The 18772-nt window shown below is 71.4% G+C and carries 15 protein-coding genes and 1 pseudogene; 8 read left to right on the top strand and 8 right to left on the bottom strand.

Going from position 1 to position 18772, the window contains the following annotated elements; translation table 11 throughout:
- A partial coding sequence (locus ABZ078_RS37375) for a gamma-glutamyltransferase (protein WP_356582912.1) occupies positions 1 to 724 on the bottom strand: 724 nt, incomplete at its 3' end.
- 119 nt (positions 725 to 843) lie between these two features.
- Here ABZ078_RS37375 and ABZ078_RS37370 point away from each other — a divergent pair.
- Together ABZ078_RS37370 and ABZ078_RS37365 are read left to right on the top strand one after the other, a co-directional pair.
- The gene (locus tag ABZ078_RS37370) at positions 844 to 1608 is read left to right on the top strand and encodes a hypothetical protein (RefSeq protein ID WP_356582910.1); all 765 of its coding nucleotides are present in this window, start codon (positions 844 to 846) and stop codon (positions 1606 to 1608) included.
- Between the two features lie 115 nt (positions 1609 to 1723).
- Positions 1724 to 3289, top strand: a complete 1566-nt coding sequence (locus ABZ078_RS37365; protein WP_356582908.1) for an alpha/beta fold hydrolase — start codon at positions 1724 to 1726, stop codon at positions 3287 to 3289.
- A gap of 225 nt (positions 3290 to 3514) precedes the next feature.
- Here ABZ078_RS37365 and ABZ078_RS37360 read toward each other — a convergent pair.
- Together ABZ078_RS37360 and ABZ078_RS37355 are read right to left on the bottom strand one after the other, a co-directional pair.
- Positions 3515 to 4116 (bottom strand): annotated as a pseudogene (locus ABZ078_RS37360) (ATP-binding cassette domain-containing protein).
- 149 nt (positions 4117 to 4265) lie between these two features.
- Entirely contained in the window at positions 4266 to 4673 is a 408-nt protein-coding gene (locus ABZ078_RS37355; protein ID WP_356582906.1) for a DUF6278 family protein, read from the bottom strand.
- Between the two features lie 232 nt (positions 4674 to 4905).
- Between ABZ078_RS37355 and ABZ078_RS37350 the strand changes: the two genes are divergently transcribed.
- Positions 4906 to 6672: an SGNH/GDSL hydrolase family protein gene (locus ABZ078_RS37350; RefSeq protein WP_356582904.1), complete on the top strand. Its 1767-nt coding sequence runs from the start codon at positions 4906 to 4908 to the stop codon at positions 6670 to 6672.
- 31 nt (positions 6673 to 6703) lie between these two features.
- On the opposite strand, the gene ABZ078_RS37345 is transcribed toward ABZ078_RS37350, so the two are convergent.
- The 3 genes from ABZ078_RS37345 to pcaC are packed head-to-tail and all read right to left on the bottom strand — an operon-like array spanning position 6704 to position 9503.
- Positions 6704 to 7483 carry an exodeoxyribonuclease III gene (locus ABZ078_RS37345; RefSeq protein WP_356582902.1) on the bottom strand — a complete coding sequence of 260 codons (780 nt, stop codon included), beginning with the start codon at positions 7481 to 7483 and terminating at the stop codon, positions 6704 to 6706.
- A 56-nt stretch (positions 7484 to 7539) separates the two neighbouring features.
- Positions 7540 to 8175 carry an MBL fold metallo-hydrolase gene (locus ABZ078_RS37340; RefSeq protein ID WP_356582900.1) on the bottom strand — a complete coding sequence of 212 codons (636 nt, stop codon included), beginning with the start codon at positions 8173 to 8175 and terminating at the stop codon, positions 7540 to 7542.
- Between the two features lie 32 nt (positions 8176 to 8207).
- Positions 8208 to 9503 (bottom strand): 4-carboxymuconolactone decarboxylase, encoded by a 1296-nt coding sequence (gene pcaC / locus ABZ078_RS37335; protein WP_356582899.1) that lies wholly within the window; start codon positions 9501 to 9503, stop codon positions 8208 to 8210.
- 493 nt (positions 9504 to 9996) lie between these two features.
- On the opposite strand from pcaC, the gene ABZ078_RS37330 reads away from it, so the two are divergent.
- The 5 genes from ABZ078_RS37330 to ABZ078_RS37310 all read left to right on the top strand — a co-directional run bounded on the left by ABZ078_RS37330 (position 9997) and on the right by ABZ078_RS37310 (position 15857).
- Positions 9997 to 10884, top strand: a complete 888-nt coding sequence (locus ABZ078_RS37330) for a GNAT family N-acetyltransferase (RefSeq protein WP_356582897.1) — start codon at positions 9997 to 9999, stop codon at positions 10882 to 10884.
- Between the two features lie 383 nt (positions 10885 to 11267).
- Positions 11268 to 12413, top strand: coding sequence for a S1 family peptidase (locus ABZ078_RS37325; RefSeq protein ID WP_356582915.1), 1146 nt, complete (start codon positions 11268 to 11270; stop codon positions 12411 to 12413).
- A 218-nt stretch (positions 12414 to 12631) separates the two neighbouring features.
- Positions 12632 to 14611: an ATP-binding protein gene (locus ABZ078_RS37320; protein WP_356582895.1), complete on the top strand. Its 1980-nt coding sequence runs from the start codon at positions 12632 to 12634 to the stop codon at positions 14609 to 14611.
- Positions 14581 to 15246, top strand: coding sequence for a response regulator transcription factor (locus tag ABZ078_RS37315; protein WP_356582894.1), 666 nt, complete (start codon positions 14581 to 14583; stop codon positions 15244 to 15246). Before ABZ078_RS37320 ends, ABZ078_RS37315 begins: the two co-directional genes overlap by 31 nt.
- A gap of 224 nt (positions 15247 to 15470) precedes the next feature.
- A complete protein-coding gene (locus ABZ078_RS37310; RefSeq protein ID WP_356582892.1) occupies positions 15471 to 15857 on the top strand; it encodes a hypothetical protein in 387 nt (128 codons plus the stop codon).
- Between the two features lie 151 nt (positions 15858 to 16008).
- On the opposite strand, the gene ABZ078_RS37305 is transcribed toward ABZ078_RS37310, so the two are convergent.
- Entirely contained in the window at positions 16009 to 16572 is a 564-nt protein-coding gene (locus tag ABZ078_RS37305; protein ID WP_356582890.1) for a dihydrofolate reductase family protein, read from the bottom strand.
- A gap of 107 nt (positions 16573 to 16679) precedes the next feature.
- Entirely contained in the window at positions 16680 to 18686 is a 2007-nt protein-coding gene (locus tag ABZ078_RS37300) for an SWIM zinc finger family protein (protein ID WP_356582888.1), read from the bottom strand.
- Positions 18687 to 18772 lie beyond the last annotated feature (86 nt).

Below are 18772 nucleotides of genomic sequence, written 5' to 3'. Positions count from 1 at the left end.
CGCCCCGGTAGAGCGCGCCGACGCCGTTCCTCGCCAACTCCGCGTAGGTGCGGGCGAGATCGGGGTTCTTGAAGGTGGAGCCGACGACCGGGAGCGCCCCGTCGGGCAGGAACAGCTCGGCGGTGTCCGGGAAGTAACGGAACCGGGTCTCGTTCGCGGCGGTCTGCGCGCGGAAGGTGTCATCGACGGTGAAGCCGTCGCGGGCGAGCCGCTCGGCGGGCTTCAGCAGCGTGCCGAGCCTCTTGCTCCCCCACTTGTCCAGCGCCTTCTGCCAGGTGGCGGGCGTGCCCGGGGTGCCGACACTCAGGCCGCTGCTGACGGCCTCGGCGAACGGGATCGCCTGGCCGTTCTCCACGAACAGGTCGGAGCCGGCGGTCAGCGGCGCGGTCTCGCGGCCGTCGAGGGTCTGCACCGTACGGGACTTGGCGTCGTAGTAGACGAAGTAGCCGCCTCCGCCGATGCCGGCGGAGTAGGGCTCGGTGACGCCGAGCGCGGCGGCGGTCGCCACGGCGGCGTCGACGGCGTTGCCCCCCTTGCGCAGCACCTCGATGCCGGCCGCGGAGGCGTCCGCGTCGACGCTCGACACCGCGCCGCCGTGGCCGACGGCCACCGGCACCTTCTCCACGCTGCCGGTGGGGGCGCCGGGCGGCGCTGCCGCCCCCACCGAGACCACAGCGGCCGAGACCGCCAGGACGGTCAGTTTCCGCGCGACAGGGCGACGCATCCGCACCTCCAGTCAGGAACCGTTCGCGCAGCCTATTCGATCGGCATGCCCCCGTCAGCCCGGCCGCGCCAGGCGGTGCTCGAACACGGGTTTGCGGTCGCCCGCTACCATGCGCGCCCATGAATGACGACGTGCGCAACATCGTGCTGGGTGTGGTGGCGGCGGGCATCAGCGCCGCCCTGGGCTGGCTCGCCCGCACCTACCTGTGGAAGCGCAAGCTCCGCCGCAAGCAGGCGTTCCTGGGGCTGCCGCAGAACGCGGAGTCCCTGCTCGTCGTCAACCGGGACCCGGCCGCCTCCGAGCCGGCGGTCCACCGGTTCGACGTGTTCGCCCTGCTGGAACTGGCCGCGCTGATCAAGGACTGCGGGGCGCACCTGCAGATGGTGACCCAGGACAACGTCCAGCAGGGCTTCGGCGAACGCACCGAGTTCTGCGTCGGCGGTCCCGGCTCGAACCGGCGCATGCTGGCCCACATGGCCGCGATGCTGCCCGGCGTGCGCGTGAACATCGACCCGGAACCGGGCCCGGACCGGGGCGCCTTCCAGATCGGCGGTGAGCGCTATCGGATGGACCCCGGTGTCACGGAGTACGTCCTGCTGGCCCGCCTCACCGCGGGTGAACGGCGCGAGGCGCGGCCGGTGTTCCTCTTCTGCGGGCAGCGCGCGATCACCAACCAGGCCGCGACCCGTTATCTCGCCCGCAACCACGAGCGACTGGCCCGCAAACACGGCACCAAGCCGTTCGTCCTGCTGCTGAAGGTCGTCAACTCGCAGGCGTACGGCCCGGACGTCGTCGAACTGGTCGCGGACGTGACCCGGGCCGCGCAGGCGCCCCTGCCGTCGACGGAGACCGCACCCGCACGGAACTCACACCGCGCCTCCTGAGTCCGTTCACAGGACAACAATCGTTACTCGCACGTAACTTACCGGCGGGTTACTTGCGGTAAGGGGGCACGGTTACCGTTCGGTCACTTTGCATTGACACGAGTGAGGAGTGACCGTGGGACACCATCGCAGGGCCCTGCGCACGACCGCCATGGGCGCCGTCTCCGCGACCCTGGTCGCCGGCGCGTTCGGAGTCGCCCCCACCGCCCAGGCGGCCCCGAACAGCGTGCGATTCGTCGACATCGCCGGCGACGGCGGCACCACCCTCAAGGCGAACGTCATCACACCGGCCGGCGCCGACGGCACCCGCCGCCACCCGCTGCTCGTGCTGCCCACGAGCTGGGGACTGCCCCAGGTCGAGTACGTCGCGCAGGCACAGAAGCTCGCGAACTCGGGCTACATCGTGGTGAGTTACAACGTGCGCGGCTTCTGGCAGTCCGGCGGCGAGATAGAAGTGGCCGGCCCGCCCGACATAGCCGACGCCTCCAGGGTCATCGACTGGGCGCTCGCCCACACCCCGGCCGACGCGCGGCGCGTCGGCATGGCGGGCGTCTCGTACGGCGCCGGGATCAGCCTGCTGACCGCCGCGCACGACAAACGGGTCAGGGCGGTCGCCGCCCTCAGCGGCTGGGCCGACCTCATCGACTCGATCTACTCCGGCCGCACCCAGCACGTCCAGGCGGCCGCGCTGCTGGACGGCGCGAGCATCGTGACCGGCCGCCAGAGCGCCGAACTGCGGCAGATCTTCGACGACTTCTACGCCTCCGACCTGACCAAGGAACAGGACATCATCACCTGGGGGAAGAAACGTTCGGCCGCATCATACGTGGACCAACTGAACAAGAACGGCGCCGCGGTCATGATGGCCAACGCCTGGGGCGACACGGTCTTCCCGCCCAACCAGTACGCGGACTTCTACGAGAAGCTGACCGGCCCCAAGCGGCTGGAGTTCCGGCCCGGCGACCACGCCACCGCGGAGCTGACCGGGCTGTTCGGCCTGCCCAACGACGTGTGGAGGGACACCGAGCGCTGGTTCGACCACCACCTCAAGGACGAGGACAACGGCATCGACCGCGAGCTGCCGGTCCGGCTCAAGTCCCGCTCCGCGGGCGGCTACGAGGGCTACCCGGACTGGAAGTCGGTCGGCGCGACGAACAAGAAGATCGCCCTGGCGGGCACGAGCACCATCCGCACGAACGTCAACTCCGGCGCGGACGGCGGCGTCGTCTTCCTGTCCAGCATCCTCGACCAGGTGGCCCAGCTGCCCCCGGTGGCCTCGATCCCGCTGATCCCCCGCCGCTGGGCGGCCGTATGGCAGTCGGAGAAGTACCCGACGACCCAACGCGTGCGGGGCACGGCCAAGTTGCACACGACCCTCACCCCGACCGAGGAGAGCGGCACCCTCGTCGCCTACCTGTACGACGTGGGCCCGCTCGGCCTCGGCAAGCTGGTCAGCAACGCGCCGTACACCTTCCACGGACGTACGCCCGGACAGCCGTTCGGCGTCGACCTGGAGCTGTTCTCCACGGCCTACGACGTCCCGGCCGGGCACCGGCTCGCCCTGGTCGTCGACACGGTCGACCCGCTCTACATCGAGCACAACCCGTCCGGCGCGCGGCTGACCTTCTCCTCACCGGCGAACGACCCGTCGTACGTGTCGATTCCACTGCGCGAGCAGTGATCTCCGGCCGGCGCCGGGCGGGTATGGCTCTATGACTGCTGCCCCCTGCTGCCCCTGGCTCCAGGGGCCGTGGGGGGATCCCCACCCGGCAGCAGCGTCCCTGGTCGCGGCCGGGGCCACCTCCACGGCTTTGGGGACGGACGGAACATCGTAGTCGAGGTCGGGCACGGCGAGGATGGCGGACCGGGAAACGCCCCTCGTCTCGGCATGGGTCGTGCTCCCCGCTCAGTGGTGGAGGATCTTCGACAGGAAGTCCCTGGCGCGCTCGCTGCTGGGGTCGGTGAAGAACTCGTCGGGGCTGCGGTCCTCGACGATGCGGCCGTCGGCCATGAACACGACGCGGTTGGCGGCCGAGCGGGCGAATCCCATCTCATGGGTGACGACGATCATCGTCATGCCATCACGGGCGAGTTGACGCATCATCCCCAGGACCTCGTTGATCATCTCGGGGTCGAGCGGGGAGGTCGGCTCGTCGAACAGCATCGCCTTGGACTCCATGGCGAGCGCCCTGAGACGTTCCGCAGGACCGTCTCGTGGGCGAAGAGGTCGAAGGGCTGGAAGACCATGCCGACGTCGGCGCGCAACCGCGCGAGCGCCCTGCCCTCCTCGGGCAGCGGCTGCCCGTCGAGCAGGATCGTGCCGGACTGGATGGTCTCCAGCCGGTTGATGGCCCGGCACAGCGTCGACTTTCCCGACCCCGACCCCGACGGGCCGACGACCACGACCACCTCCCCCTGGCCGACGGTGAGATCGATGTCCTGAAGGACATGCAGGTCCCCGAAGTACTTGTTGACGTCGCGCAGCTCGATCAGTGGATCGCCAGCCATGCCCAGCCCCAGTCATGTTCAGCTGTGTAGCGGTGGCCGCAAACTATCCAGGCAGGAACGGACTTAATACGCGACACGCACTTTTCGGGCATAAGCCGTATTTACGCCGCACTTATACGGCGCTGCTCATGGGTCACCCCTGACCCGGTTCACGCCTCCGCGACTTCCGCGTACAACTGCGACAGCTCGGGCACCCCACTCGTGGCCCACTCCCGGCCCGAGGCCACGACGTCGAACTCACGGCCGGAGGCGAGCCGGACGACCGGCTGTCCGTCCGGCCAGATCTCCCAGGCGGCCCCGGGCACCGTGCGCACGATGACGGTGCCGAGGTACAGCCCGGCGTCGTTGCCCAGCCACGGCAGGATCTCCTCGTCGTCCCGCCAGCGCGGCAGCAACTGGTCGAGCGCCTCCAACGAGGCGGCGGTGTCGTCGAGTCGCACCCCCGCCCGGGACGCGTGGGAGCGCAGGAGCTCGCATTCGGAGAGGAGTTCGGCGATGCCCTCGGGGTCGGGAGCCCCGCGCTTCTCGGACCGGTTGCCCAGAAAAGGGATCTTCATACACCCAGCGTGTCATTCGCACGGCCGAACGCACCACAGGCGCGCGGGTCACTGATTCCGGTCGAGTTCACGCCGAGTTCAGGCATGGCTCGTTGACGGGTCACGGGTGCCTCTCTAACTTCACGGTGCGTCTTGCGTCTCGTTTGAACGTCTCGCTTGCAGGTGCCGTCCGTGATCTCACCCGACCTTGTCATGTGCAGTCATACGAAGTCGTGAACGGGAGGAGTCGGAGTTGCGCCGACATGTGTGGAGTTTCGCGGTCGTCCTCGCTCTCTTCGCGGTCCTGGTGCCGAGCGTCTCCGCGCAGGCGGCCACCGAGCGCAGAGCCGGGCCGCTCCCCCTGGAGTGGTACTTCGACAACACGGCCGTCAGCGACGACGCCCGGCCCGGTGGAGGGAACTTCGACGGGACGGGCGCCTCCCTGTCGGCGCAGGACCTCGCGGCAGCGGGCTGGACGCCCGGCCGCGCGCTCACCGTGCAGGGGGCCCGGCTGACCTGGCCGAAGCGGCGGCCCGGCGAGCCGAACAACGTCGTGGCGGCCGGACAGGACGTACGGGTGCGGGGCCGGGGCGACGCCCTGGCCTTCCTGGTGGCGAGCACGTCGGGCTCCGTCGCCGGCGGCCCCGGGACCGTCTTCTACGCCGACGGCAGCCGCTCCGCCTACCGTCTGACCGCCCCCGACTGGCGCACCGGCCCGCTCGCCACCAAGGCGGTGGCGCTGCCGCACATCAACACCCCCGGTGGTCAACTCGCGGGGCGCACACGGCTGTACGTCGTCACCGTGCCACTCTTCACCGGGCGCGAGGTCGCCGCCGTACGGCTCCCGCACCACGCCGGGCTGCATGTGTTCGCCGTGTCGGTACGTACCCCTGCCCCGGGCTGGACGGGGAGTTGGGCGACCTCGACGGGCGGCCATCCGACCGTGGGGCCGTGGACCGACCGGACGTTGCGGCTGGTGGTGCACACCTCGGTGGGCGGGCCGCGGGTGCGGCTGCGGTTCGACAACACCTTCGCCGCGGCGCCGGTACGGATCGGGAGCGCCACCGTGGCGGTGCAGGCGGCGGGCGCGGCGGCGCGGGGCACGCCGGTCCGGGTGTCCTTCCGGGGTGCGGCGGGCGTCGAGATCCCGGCGGGGGCGCAGGCGTACAGCGATCCGCTCTCCTTCACGGTGCCCGCGGACACCAATCTGCTGGTCAGCTTCCATCTGCCCGGGACCGTGCCGGCGGCGCCCATGCACCGGCTCGCGCAGCAGCGGTCGTATGTGAGCGCCCCGGGCGACCACGCGGCCGACGCCTCCTCCTCGGCCTACCCCACGGTCCTGACGAGCTGGCCGCTGCTGACGGGTGTGGACGTGGGCGGCGGGCCGGGGTCCGTGGTGCTGCTGGGGGACTCGATCACGGACGGCGACAAGTCCACGATGGACGGCAACCGGCGGTGGCCCGATGTGCTGGCCGCACGGCTGCTGAACCAGCATGCGGTGCCGCGCTATGGGGTGCTCAACCAGGGCATTTCCGGCAATCGTGTGGTCTCCGACCGCTATTCCGGGGACGGGGTCTCCTCGGACACGGCCGGGGTGAGCGCCCTGAACCGGTTCGACCGGGACGTACTGGCGCAGACGTCGGCGCGCACGGCGGTGGTGTTCGAGGGCGTGAACGATGTCCGCTGGGGCACGACCGCGGAGCAGGTGATCGCCGGGCTGCGTGAGATCGCCGACCGAGGACATGCGCGGGGGCTGCGGATGCTGGCGGCGACGATCGTGCCGTGCGAGGGGGAAGTGCGGTGCACGGCGTGGGCCGACGCCGAGCGGGTCAAGGTGAACCAGTGGATCCGCTCCGGCGCCGGATTCGACGGCGTGCTCGACTTCGACGCGGTGGTACGGGACCCCGCGCGGCCGTCCCGGATGCTCCCCGCGTACGACAGCGGGGACCATCTGCATCCCAGCGACGCGGGGCTCGCCGCGCTGGCCCGGTCGGTCGATCTGAGGGCGCTGGTGCCGTGACGTCGTGCGGCGGTCGGGTGCCGTACGGGGGCTAGACGTCCAGGTCGACGACCACCGGCGCGTGGTCCGACGCGCCCTTGCCCTTGCGCTCCTCGCGGTCGACGTAGGCGTCGGTGACGGCCTTGGCGAACGGCTCGTTGCCGTACACCAGGTCGATGCGCATGCCGCGGTTCTTGGGGAAGCAGAGCTGGCGGTAGTCCCAGTACGTGAACGGGGCGTCGTACTTCAGGGGGCGCGGGACCACGTCGGACAGGCCGGACTCGCGCAGGGCGGCGAGGGCGGCCCGCTCGGCGGGGGTGACGTGGGTGAGGCCCTCGAAGGCGGCCACGTCGTAGACGTCGTCGTCCGTCGGGGCCACGTTGTAGTCGCCCAGCACCGCGAACGGGCGGCTGCCGCCGGCGTCGCCCGCGACGGCCGCCTTGAGGGCCTCGAACCACTGGAGCTTGTAGGCGTAGTGGGGGTGGTCCACCTCACGGCCGTTCGGCACGTACACCGACCAGACGCGGACCGGGCCGCAGGTCGCGGAGATGGCGCGGGGCTCCACGGCGCCGTCGAAGCCGGGGTCGCCAGGCAGTCCCTTGACGACCTCCTTGAGGCCGACGCGGGAGAGCACCGCCACGCCGTTCCACCGGCCGGTGGCGTGGACCGCCGCCTCGTAGCCGAGGTCGCGCAGCGGGTCGAACGGGAACTGGTCCTCGGCGACCTTGGCCTCCTGGAGGCACAGCACGTCGGTGCCGCTGCTCTCCAGCCAGGCCAGGAGCCTCGGCAGGCGGGCGGTGATCGAGTTCACGTTCCAGGTCGCGATGCGCATGCCTCACAACCTACCGGGCGGGTACGACAGTGCGGTCCCGCCCGGGGTGGGGCCGCTCACACCTCGGCCGAGTCTCCCGGCGTCAGGCGCAGGTGCTCCGAGCCGCCCAGGCCGCCGATCTGGCGGTCGTAGATCGGGCGGGCCAGGTCGGTGAGCAGGGCGTCGTGGATGTCGTAGGCGCGCTGCGGTTTGACCTCGCGGACGTAGTCGATGACCTCGGAGATCTTGTTCCAGGGGGCCATCACCGGGAGCATCAGCGTCTCGACCGGACGGTCGGGGACGGTGAGGGCGTCGCCGGGGTGGAACACCTTGCCGCCGTCGACGAGGTAGCCGACGTTGGTGATGCGCGGGATGTCCGGGTGGATGACGGCGTGCAGTTCGCCGTGGACCTGGACGTCGAAGCCGGCGGCGGTGAAGGTGTCGCCGTGGCCGACGGTGTGCACGCGGCCGGGGAAGGCCGACGAGATCTTCTCCGCGACCGACCTCAGGGTCCAGATCTCGGCGGCCGGGTTGTTCTCCATGGCGACGCGCAGGCGTGGTTCGTCGAAGTGGTCGGGGTGCTCGTGCGTGACGAGGATCGCGTCCGCGCCGAGCGCGGCGTCCTCCTCGCTGAACCCTCCGGGGTCGAGAACGAGCGTCCGGCCGTCCTTCTCCAGCCGGACGCAGGCGTGCGACTTCTTCGTGAGCTTCATGACGCCATCCTGCCCCCGGCTCCGGCTCGTGATCACTCCGTGGGAGTGGTCTCCTCCCTTATGACCTGCTGCGCCACCTTGAACGCGCTGTTCGCCGCCGGGACGCCGCAGTAGACGGCCGCCTGGAGCAGCACTTCCTTGATCTCGTCCGGGGTGAGGCCGTTGCGCAGGGCGGCGCGGGTGTGGAAGGCGAGTTCCTCCAGGTGGCCGCCCGCGACCAGGGCGGTGAGGGTGACACAGCTGCGGGAGCGCCGGTCGAGGCCCGGTCTGTCCCAGATCTCGCCCCACGCGTACCGGGTGATGAACTCCTGGAAGTCCCCGGAGAACTCGTCCGCCTGCGCCAGCGCCCGGTCGACGTGCGCGTCGCCCAGCACCTCGCGCCGGACCTTGATCCCGGCGTCGTACGGGTCGGGCCGTCCGGTCGTCTGCGGCGGTACGACGGCCGGGGCGATCTCGGCGACGGGCGCGGGCTGCGGGGGCGCGGCCAGGACCGGCTTGACGGGGGCGGCCGGGATGGCGATCTGGCCGGTGGTGGTGTCGAAGGCGGGCTGCCAGGCGGTGGAGAAGTGCCGGACCAGCAGGTCGGTGACGGCGGCGGGCTGCTCGACCGGCACCAGGTGGGAGGCGCCGGGGACGACAGCGAGCCGGGCGTCCGGTATGCCGGCGACCAGGGTACGGGCCTCGGCGGGGCCGGTGACCTGGTCGTCCGAGCCGACGAGGACGAGGGTGGGCACGGTGACGCCCGCGAGCTGCGACCGTACGTCGAACGAGGCGAGCGCCTCGCAGGCGGCGATGTAGCAGCCGGGGTCGGTGGTGCGCACCATCTGCACGGCCCACTCGGTGATGGCGGGCTGGGCGGCGGCGAAGCCGGAGGTGAACCAGCGGTCGGGCGAGGTGCGGGCGATGGGGTCGAGGCCGTTGGTGCGCACGATCACACCCCGCTGCCGGAACTCGTCGGCGGTGCCGAAGCGGGGCGAGGCGGCGATCAGGGCGAGCGAGGCGAGACGCTCCGGGTGCCGCAGGGCGAGCTCGATGCCGAGGGCGCCGCCCAGCGCGCAGCCCGCGTAGCCGAAGCGCTGCACGCCGAGGCCGTCGAGGGTGGCGAGCAGCCGCTCGGTGAGGTCGGCGACCGAGCCGGCCGGGTACGCGGGCGCGCCGCCGTGTCCCGGCAGGTCGAACCGGAAGACCCGCCACTGCTGCGTCAGCTCAGGGACCTGCCGGTCCCACATGTGCCATGTGGTGCCCAGGGAGGGACCCAGGATGAGGACCGGAGCCTCTTCCGGTCCGTCAAAGCGGTATTGCAGGGTGTTCGGTGGTGTCTCGCTCACCCGTCAGACCCTCTCATCTCTCACGGAATCTCACATAGCCGGTCCTAACCTAACGGCTCTCCCTCTTCTGGCTGCGACAGGTCAGGCGTTGCCGGACTCGACTGCGCCGTGGCCCGCCGGGCTGTCCTGGGCTATGGGGCTGGGCAATTCGCCTGGCTGACGGTCGCCGCGCTCACGCTTGACCCGCTGTCTCATTCATCGAAGATCCGTGCAATCCATCCCACATTGTGGCGACTTCGCGAAGATTCTCGGCATCCGGCTTCACATACCCCTTCTTCGTCGTGGTCTTCGTGTTCGCGCGTCCTGCCCGCCGCGCAAGGATGTGATCCGGGACACCTTTGTTCGCCGGCGGGTTCAGGTGAGGGCGGCCAGGAACTCGTGCGCGATCATGAGCGGTTGCGTCACGTGGCCGAAAGGCGCGGGACCGGTCGTGGCGACGGTGCCTCTCTGAGCAATCGCCCCCCCGGATCGAGTACATCCGGGATCATGAAGCATGCTCCCGGATGACTGGCAACTCACCGAAGACGTCGACGACTTCCTCGCCCGAGCCGGTGACTTCCTGCGCTCGCGCCCCGCCCTGCACAACACTCCGCTGACGGACATCGAGAAACTGCGCACACGCGGGGCGAACGCGCACGGACCCGAAACCACCGTCTTCGGCCGGCTGGAGTCAGGAGGTGAGGTCCGCGCCATCTTCTACCGCACTCCGCGCGGCCGCCTGACCCTCACGCCCCTCTCCGTCGAGCAGGCCGACACCCTCGCCGCTCACCTGGCCGACCTCGGACACTCCCCCTCCACCGTCCTCGCGGACCACGACACCGCCACCGCTTTCGCCGAGGCATGGCAGCGGCACACGGGCGCGGCGCCGGCACCCTTCTGGCGGACGCATCTCTACCGTCTCGGCACGCTCACCCCACCGCGACCGCGTCCAGCGGGCCGTGGCCGCGTCGCGGGCGAGAAGGACATCGAGCAAGTCGTGCGGTGGTGCCGTGAGTTCTGCGTCGCCGTCGGGGAGCAGTCCTCCATCGACTTGATCGACTCCGGCTCCTGGGCCGACTCACGCTTCGGCGACAGACACTTCACGTTCTGGGAGACCCCGGACGGCACCCCCGCCTCCCTGGCGGGCTCGACGTCGATGGTCGGCGGCATGGTCCGGGTGGACCCCGTCTACACCCCGGCCCGTCTCCGGGGTCGCGGCTACGCGGGCGCCGTGACGGTCGAGGCGAGCAGGGCCGCGCTGACCGCGGGCGCGACGGACGTCGTCCTGTTCGCGGACCCGACCAACCCCACCAGCAACGCCCTCTACCAGCGCATCGGATACGTCCGCGTCGCCGACTTCACCGGGTACGAATTCTCCTACGGCGCACCAGAAGCCGGTTAGGAACACGACCGGCATAAAACGCACCTTCTCAGCCGGCCTTCAAAACCGCTGCGTCATACTTCTTGCGCCGCACTTTGCGCATGTCGGCCGCCAAATGGCCTTAGTGTACGGTTTGTTCGAGTCTGTTTTGATGTGCCGTCACATTTTTCGACAGCCGCCAGGTCGATCTTGGCCTTCTCTTGCCAAGATCGATTCAGTTCGTTCACTATTCAAGCGCGGCCCTCGGTCACAGACGGCCGTCAGGCAACGGCCATCCTTGAAAAGGGCATTCCCATGCCCTTTTCGGTAAACCCCCCACTGTTCCGGCCGTTTGTCCTGCCTGACCGGAAGGAATCCCTTTGCGATTCTCCCGAAACAACCTCGCAATACTCACTGCCGCGGTGCTGCTTTCCTCGGCCACCGCCGTGTCCGGCGCACAGGCGGCAGAGAACACGGGAACGCAGTACGACCCGGGCATGATCAGTGCCCTCGCCACGTCGCTCGGTGTGAGCAAGCAGGCCGCGGCGGACCGCCTCGACCGTGAGGCACGCCAGCAGAACACCCTCTCCGCGCTCAGAGACCAGGGCGTCCCGACGGACGGTGCCTACTTCGACGCCACCGGCGACCTGGTGGTCAACGCGGAGAACAAGCAGGCCGTCAGCCGACTGGAACGCGCCGGCCTCCAGGCCCGCACCGTCCGCCACGGCGAGGACGAGCTCAGCAAGATCAAGGCCGAGCTCGACGCGGCCGCGTCGAAGAAGACGCCCACCGGGGTGAGTGCATGGGAAGTCGATCTCGCCTCGGACACCGTCACCGTGAAGGTCAACGACAGCGGTGAAGCCGCGACCCGTGCCTTCCTGCGCAAGGCGCGGGCCCACGGAGACGCCGTGCGCGTGGTGACGGGCCAGCGGGAGGTCGTCCCGCAGGCGACCATCAAGCCGGGCGCCGAGATGAGCTTCAACGGCTTCGTCTGCTCCGTCGGCTTCGGCGCGCGCGACTCCGCGGGCCGCCAGTTCCTCGTCACCGCCGGACACTGCATCGAGGACCTCCCCGTCCTCTCGTACCAGGGAGTGCGCTTCGCGCAGGGCACCGACTCCCGCTTCGCGTCCGGCACCCGCAGCATGGACATGGGTATCGCCCGTCTCGACTCGGGCAACTCGATAGCGACCGTGGTCGGCACCTACGGCAAGGCCGCCGAACCCAGCGTCGCCGGCAGCAGGCGCGCGGCGTCCGGCGCCACGCTGTGCAAGTCGGGCCGTACCACGCAGTGGACCTGTGGCCGGGTCAACTCCTACAACGTGACGGTCACCTACTCCGACCCCAACGGCGGGCCGAGCACCGTCGTCACCGGACTGGCGAGCTCCTCGGTGTGCACGCAGGGCGGTGACAGCGGTGGCGCGTACATCTCCGGCAACCAGGCCCAGGGGATGACCTCCGGCGGACCCGCCAGCCAGCGTTGCAACGGCAGCGTGAACGCCCCCGGGTCGTCCTACTTCCAGCCCCTGGACGACGCGCTGGCCCACTACGGCCTGACGCTCAACACCGCCTGACCGAAGATCGCGACAACGACCGTGCGGGTCGGCCGTACCAGCACCCACCAGGGTGCCGCGGCCGGCCCGCACGGCGTGACGCCGGTGGCCGGATGACATCCGTCTGTCTTGGTGTGTCCATGCCGCTACTCGTAAGGTGGCCGTGACGCCGGGTCGGCGGGCCGGAAACGAGTGGCCACTGTTTCCGGTGGGGCCCTGGGGGGAGGGCGTCGAGGATCATGAAGAAAACCGCGTCACCGCCGGACGGGAAGCGGTTGCGTCCGGAGGCCGGCCCGCCGCAGCGCTCGCGGCTGACGGCGGGCATCGCGGCGGCCTTGGCCATGGGGTGCTGCGCAGCCTGGGCCTACAGCCGGGCCGGAGCCTCCTGGGGCGATGTCCTACGGGATCTGGCGGTGGGCTGGTCCTATGCGGGCGCCGGGCTCGTCGCCTGGTGGCGCCGACCGGCCAACCGGACCGGCCCGCTCATGGTCGTCCACGGACTGACCTGGTTTCTCGGCAATCTGCAAGGCACGGGCGTGGGCGTCCTCTTCGCGCTGGGCGCGTGGACGGAGGCGCTGAACCTGGCCGTCCTCGCGCACCTGCTGCTGGTCTACCCCGAGGGGCACACGGCGACCGTCGTCGACCGGCGGATCATCGCCGCCGGTTACGGCCTCGTCGCCGTCGGCGGACTGCTGCGCACTGTGCTGTACGACCCGGCGGCCTCGCCGTCCGCCAGCTACCTCGACTGCTCCGACTGCGGACCCAACACCCTGCTGCTCCACCGGGACCCGAGCCTGTTCTCCGCGGTCGATCTGAGCTACCGGTGGCTGGGCGTGGCCCTCACCCTGGCCACCGTCACCCGGCTCGTGCGGCGGTGGCGGTCCGGAGGACGGGCACGCCGACGGGCGCTGGTGCCCGTCTGGATCGCCGTCGCCGTAGCGGTCGCCTTCGTCGGCTGGGAGATGCTGTACCTGGCGATGCCCGACGAGTTGGGGCTCGCGGCCACCATCCTGACGCTGCCCTCCGATCTGAGCCAGATCGCTGTGCCCTTCGCCTTCCTGGCCGGTCTGCTGCGCATCCGGTTGCGCCGCGCCGCCGTCGCCGACCTGGTCACCGAGGCCGCCGGTGATCCGAGCCTGCGGCGCCTGGAGGAGATGCTGGCGCAGGTGCTCGGCGATCCCTCGGTTCGGCTGGCGCTGCCCACCGCGGAAACGGACGCCGGCGCTCCCGGCTACACCGACGTCCACGGCCGACCGCTGTCCCCGCGGTCCACAGCACGCGCCGGACTGAGCCTCACTCCGCTGACCGAGGCGGAGGACGAAGACGGGGTCGTCGCCGTCCTGGTGCACGACTCGGCGCTGGACGACGAACCGGAGCTGCTGGCCGCCGCGGGAGCCGCCGTGCGGATGTGCCTGCGCGCCTCCTGGCTGCGCGCGGAGATCCGGACGCGGGAGGCAGCCGCCGCGGAGTCCCGCTCCCGGCTGCTGCGCGCCGCGGACGACCAACGGCGCGAACTGGAAAGGAACCTGCACGACGGAGCCCAGACCCGTCTCGTCCCGGCCCTCATGACTCTGCGACGTGCTGGCTCGCTCCTGCGGAACGGCGACGAGGGCGACGACCCGGCGAACGGCAGCCGGGCGGTCTCGGGCGGGCCGGGCGGATCGGGTGGATCGGGTGGATCGGGTGGATCTGGTGGATCTGGTGGATCGGGTGGATCTGGTGGATCGGATGAGCCGGGCGGGACGGGCCAGGACGCGGCCGTGCGCCGGGCCATGGCGGAGGCCGAACAGACCCTCGGGCAGGCCCTGGAGGACTTGCGGGAACTGGCTCAGGGCATCCACCCCGCGCTCCTCACCCGGGAAGGCATCGGCCCCGCCGTCACCGCGCTCGCCGAACGGTCCGTACTGCCCGTGGAGGTGATCGCCGACCCGGACCGGTACCCGCCCCCCATCGAGTCCGCGGCCTACTTCACCGTCTGCGAGGCGCTGTCGAACGCGGTCAAACACGCGCGCCCCGAGCGGGTGCGAGTGTCCGTGCACCGGGCGGACGCCGAACTCGTGGTGGAGGTCGTCGACGACGGAGTCGGCCACGCGGACCCCGACTCGGGCACCGGACTGAGGCTGCTCGCCGAGCGGCTGGCCGCGGTGGGAGGCGAGTTGCGGGTCACCGACGGCCCGCAGGGTGGCACATGCGTCCGGGCGAGGTTGCCGTGCGAGTGATCGTGGCCGAGGATTCCGTACTCCTCCGGGCTGGTCTGGTCCGGCTCCTCACCGATGACGGTATGGACGTCGTCGGTGAGGTCGGTGACTGCGCGGAGCTGACCCGGCTGGTCGCGGAGCGCGCCCCCGACGTGGTGCTGCTGGACATCCGGATGCCGCCGACCCACACCGACGAGGGCATCAGGGCCGCGACCGCGCTCCGGGAGCAGCACCCTGCCGTGGGGGTGCTGCTGCTGTCGCAGTACGTGGAGACCGGGGCGGCGGTACGGGCGCTGACGGAGTCCCCCAACGGGTTCGGTTACCTGCTCAAGGAGCGTGTCACCGATGTCGCCGAGCTGAGGGACGCGCTGCTGAGGGTGGCCAAGGGCGAGTCGGTCGTCGACCCTCAGGTGATCGCCCGGCTCCTCGGCCGGCGACGCCCCGACCACCCCCTGGACACGCTCACTCCGCGGGAGAGGGAAGTGCTGGCCGGCATAGCCGAGGGGCGCTCCAACGAGGCCCTCACACAGCACCTGGGCATCAGCACCAAGACACTGGAAACGCATATACGCAGCATTTTCGGAAAGTTGGGCCTGGAACCGGACCTCGGATACCACCGCCGCGTCCAGGCCGTCGTCACCTACCTCCGCGCCTGAGCCCGCGTCCTGCCGCACGCCCGGCCCGCCGACCGCGCCTTCATGTCGCCGATCAGCGCTGCCCTCCTCCCCTTGCGTCTCAGGGCCAGCCCCGATGTGCGGACCAGTCCGCGTCCGTACGTTGTGTGGTGCCGGGCGGCGGTGACGGGGGACTGTCGCCCGGTCCGCACACTGCTCCTCGCACACGTCACCCTCCGGACAACCACCTGGAAAAGGAGAACACCGTGCGCATCAGGAACTTCACCGCGCTGGTCGGCACCACGGGGATACTCGGCGCCACCCTGCTGTTCGGGGCTCCCACCGCGTCCGCGGACGGCTCCGTCTGCAATCCGGGCTGTGAGGCCGCCGTCGACTTCAAGTCGTACGGGGAGGTCTTCGTCGTCCACGACTACGACTCCAACGGAGTCGGCACCATCGGCCAGATCGACATCAGGTCCGGGGGCGTGTGGGTGGCCTACGACGACGTCATCAACGCCAAGGGGTACGACGCCCCGCCGGTGACCGTCAACTACGAGATCGCCGAAGGCACCAAGGTGCGCTACCGCGCCTGCCAGCACAACTCCAGCGCTGGGGCCTTCGACTGCAGCGGTTGGCGCACCGACACCGCCTGACCCACCCGGTCACGCCGGTCCGACCGGGCTGTCCCGTGCCAGCGGGACGGCCCGGCGGTCGTTCCGGGCGGGGCTGACCGCCTGCATCGACGCCCCCGCCGAACCAGGCACTGGCCGGCCCGTGCTTCCCAGGGCTCGGCGGGCGAGCCGGCTAGCGCGGCACGCGGTAGCGGAGATGGACGACTCCCGAGCCGAAGGTGCGGGTCTCGACGAGTTCGAGATCCACCCGGCGCTCGCGCCGAGGAAAGAACGGAGTGCCACCGCCGACCAGCACCGGGTGGACCACGGCCCGGTACTCGTCGATCAGACCCGACGCGGCCGCCTCGGCGGCGAGAGTCGCGCCACCGATCGCGATGTCGCCCTCCCCCGGCTCGGCTCGCAACCGCTCGATCTCCTCCGCCAGGCCGCCGGAGGCCAGGCGGGCATTGCCCTGCACCGCCGACAGCGTGGTCGAGAACACCACCTTCGGGAGCGGCTTCCACAACGCAGCCCACTCAAGCATCGCGTCGTCGAGCGACGGATCCTGGTCGGCGGTCTCCCAGTACAGCATCGTCTCGTACAGCCGTCGTCCCAGCAGGTGGACGCCGACCTCTCGAATATCGTCGATCCAGAAGCGAAAGACCTCCTCGTCGGGTGCCGTCCAGCCGAAGTCGCCGTCCGGCCCGACGATGTAGCCGTCGAGTGAGACGTTCATCGAATAGGTCACGCGGCGCATCAGAAGTCCTCCTCGGCGACGGGTTCGACGGTACGACCGCGGACGCCGCAGAACTCGTCGCGGCTCGCGGGACCCCCTGCCCTGCGGTAAAGCCCCAGGCGGCCCTGTCACCCTTCCGGCGAGGCGCCCAGGCCCGTCAGCGCGCCGACCGGGTCGAGGTCGGGGGTGCCTCTGGGCCACCAGTCGTCGTGGCCCGGTTCCGACTCGTACGGGTACCACAGGCCGTCGCGGCCCAGGCGGAGCTGGACGTGGCCGCGCGGGTGGGTGAGGCGGTTGCGCCAGGGCCGGAAGGCCGGGAGGTCGGCGGCGAGGAGGAGCGGGCGGGCCCGGTCGAAGCGGCCGGCCGGCGGATCCCAGGGTTCTTCGAGGACGGTGAGGCCCGCCAGGCCGCCCTGGCGCCAGGCGGCGACCGCGCGGGCCAGCTCGGCGGGTGTGCGATCGGCGGCGGAGGCGAGCGAGGAGTACAGGGCGCGCGTGGCGGCGGTGAGCCCGGAGCCGGGGCGGGCGGCGGCCAGCCGTACCGCGTCCTGCCACAGGGTCAGATCGGCGACCGGGTCGCGCCCGGTGCTGAGCAGGGCGTGCGCGCGGGCGGCGGCGTCGGTCGCCAACTGGTCCAGCGCGAAGTTGTCCGGGCCGCCCGGAGCCGCCGGGTAGACGGGCGGCTGCTCGGGGTGCGCGGGCACGGGCAACGGGGGCGGCAGCGGCAGGAGTTGACGGTCCGGCGCGAGGGCGTCGGTGGCCCGTACGCCGGGAAGGGGCGCCGGTTCCCTGTCCTGGGCGGCGCGGGCCGCGCGGGCGGCGCTGCGACGGGACAGGGCGTCGAGCAGCTCGCGTTCGCCACGGCCCCGCAGCAGGAGCAGGACGAACGGGTCGGCGTCCAGCAGGCGTGCCGTCTGGTAGCAGAGGGCGGCGGCGTGCTTGCAGGGGTGGCCGCGGTCGGGGCAGCTGCAGTGGGGGTCGAGGTCGCCGGGGCCGGGCAGGAGGGGGACGCCGCACTCGGCGAGGGACTGGGGCATCTCCTTGTCGAGCAGGGCGGCGATGTGTCCAGGCCGGTCCGCCGCCGCGTCCAGGAACCGCTCCCAGTCGCCGTCGCCGAGCGTCCGCAACCGCACCTGGACGCGGTACGGCCGTGGTCGGCTGCCCCGCACATACGCGAGCACGAGCCCCGGTGTCACCGTGATGGCGTCGACATGCCCCTGCTGCGCGTAGCCGCGTCCGCGAACCAGCCGCTTGGCATCGAGGGCGCCCTCTTCCAGCGCCGCCACCCAGGCGTCGCCCCACCAGGTCTCGGCGAAGCGCGCGTCGTCCGTCGGACGGGGCGCGAACGCGGGGAAGGTACGCCGGAGTTCGCCGTCCCGGCCGGGGGCGGCCATGGAGCGGGGGGCCTGGGGGGAGGCGGCGGGCTCTGGGGATTGCGGGGCGGGGTTCCGGGACGCGGAGGACTCCGGGGAAGGCGCCGCGGAATCCCGGGACGCGGAGGACTCCGGCGACGATGACGATGCGGAGGGTGAGTCGGGGGTGTGGTGAGCCTCGTCGCTGCGGCCCCGTGCGGCCGGGCCGGGCGTCGCCGAGTCGTCCGCATCCGACGACGCGTCCATGGACGGCATCCGGAAGGATCCTGAGAGCCACTCCCTCACCTCACGGGCGCGGTGACCGGCAACGCCCGCGCCGGAGCCCCGTCGAGACCGGGCATCGGTCGGGTCCGGTCGCCGCAACCGCCCCACGCGTTCGCTGCCGCCGCCCTCGTCGCCCGCGCGGGCCTGCCGCCTCTCGCCCAGCGCGGCCCGCAACGCCTCCCGGGCGGCATCGGCAGGACGCGTACCGCGCCGATCGGAGGCCGGGTCGGGCGCCGGTGCGACGGGCGCGGACACCGGTGAGCCGGGCTCGGGCAGTGGGAAGCCGGGCTCGGACACCGGGGCGGCGGGTCCTGCTTCGGTGTCAGGTCGGTCTGCTTCCGCACCGGAGGTGCCGCTCCCGGCGACAGCACGGCGCAGCGCCTCCCGAGCCGCGTCACCTGGCCGGGCCTTGAGGCGTTCCTCCCTGTCCGGCACCGGCGCGTCTCCGACGGACTCGTCCCGTGCCAGGTCCCGGTCCTCGGCAGAGCCCTCCGGCACTCCCTCACGCCGCTCCCTCGCGGCCCGAAGCGCCCGGCGTGCGGCATCGGCGGGACGGTCATGCGGAGTCGGACGGGCCGGATGGG

This window comes from Streptomyces sp. NPDC006385 (assembly GCF_040612485.1).
Classification (GTDB): Bacteria; Actinomycetota; Actinomycetes; order Streptomycetales; family Streptomycetaceae; genus Streptomyces.
The sequence above is the reverse complement of the archived record's forward strand: the minus strand, read 5'-3'. Positions and strand labels throughout refer to the sequence as shown.

What these genes read in the sequence shown, in the direction of transcription:
- ABZ078_RS37330 (WP_356582897.1), top strand. Translation starts at nt 9,997, where the DNA reads ATGCTCCCGGATGACTGGCAACTCACCGAAGACGTCGACGACTTCCTC.
- ABZ078_RS37370 (WP_356582910.1), top strand. Translation starts at nt 844, where the DNA reads ATGAATGACGACGTGCGCAACATCGTGCTGGGTGTGGTGGCGGCGGGC.
- ABZ078_RS37315 (WP_356582894.1), top strand. Translation starts at nt 14,581, where the DNA reads ATGCGTCCGGGCGAGGTTGCCGTGCGAGTGATCGTGGCCGAGGATTCC.
- ABZ078_RS37340 (WP_356582900.1), bottom strand. Translation starts at nt 8,175, where the DNA reads ATGAAGCTCACGAAGAAGTCGCACGCCTGCGTCCGGCTGGAGAAGGAC.
- ABZ078_RS37355 (WP_356582906.1), bottom strand. Translation starts at nt 4,673, where the DNA reads ATGAAGATCCCTTTTCTGGGCAACCGGTCCGAGAAGCGCGGGGCTCCC.
- ABZ078_RS37345 (WP_356582902.1), bottom strand. Translation starts at nt 7,483, where the DNA reads ATGCGCATCGCGACCTGGAACGTGAACTCGATCACCGCCCGCCTGCCG.
- ABZ078_RS37320 (WP_356582895.1), top strand. Translation starts at nt 12,632, where the DNA reads ATGAAGAAAACCGCGTCACCGCCGGACGGGAAGCGGTTGCGTCCGGAG.
- ABZ078_RS37305 (WP_356582890.1), bottom strand. Translation starts at nt 16,572, where the DNA reads ATGCGCCGCGTGACCTATTCGATGAACGTCTCACTCGACGGCTACATC.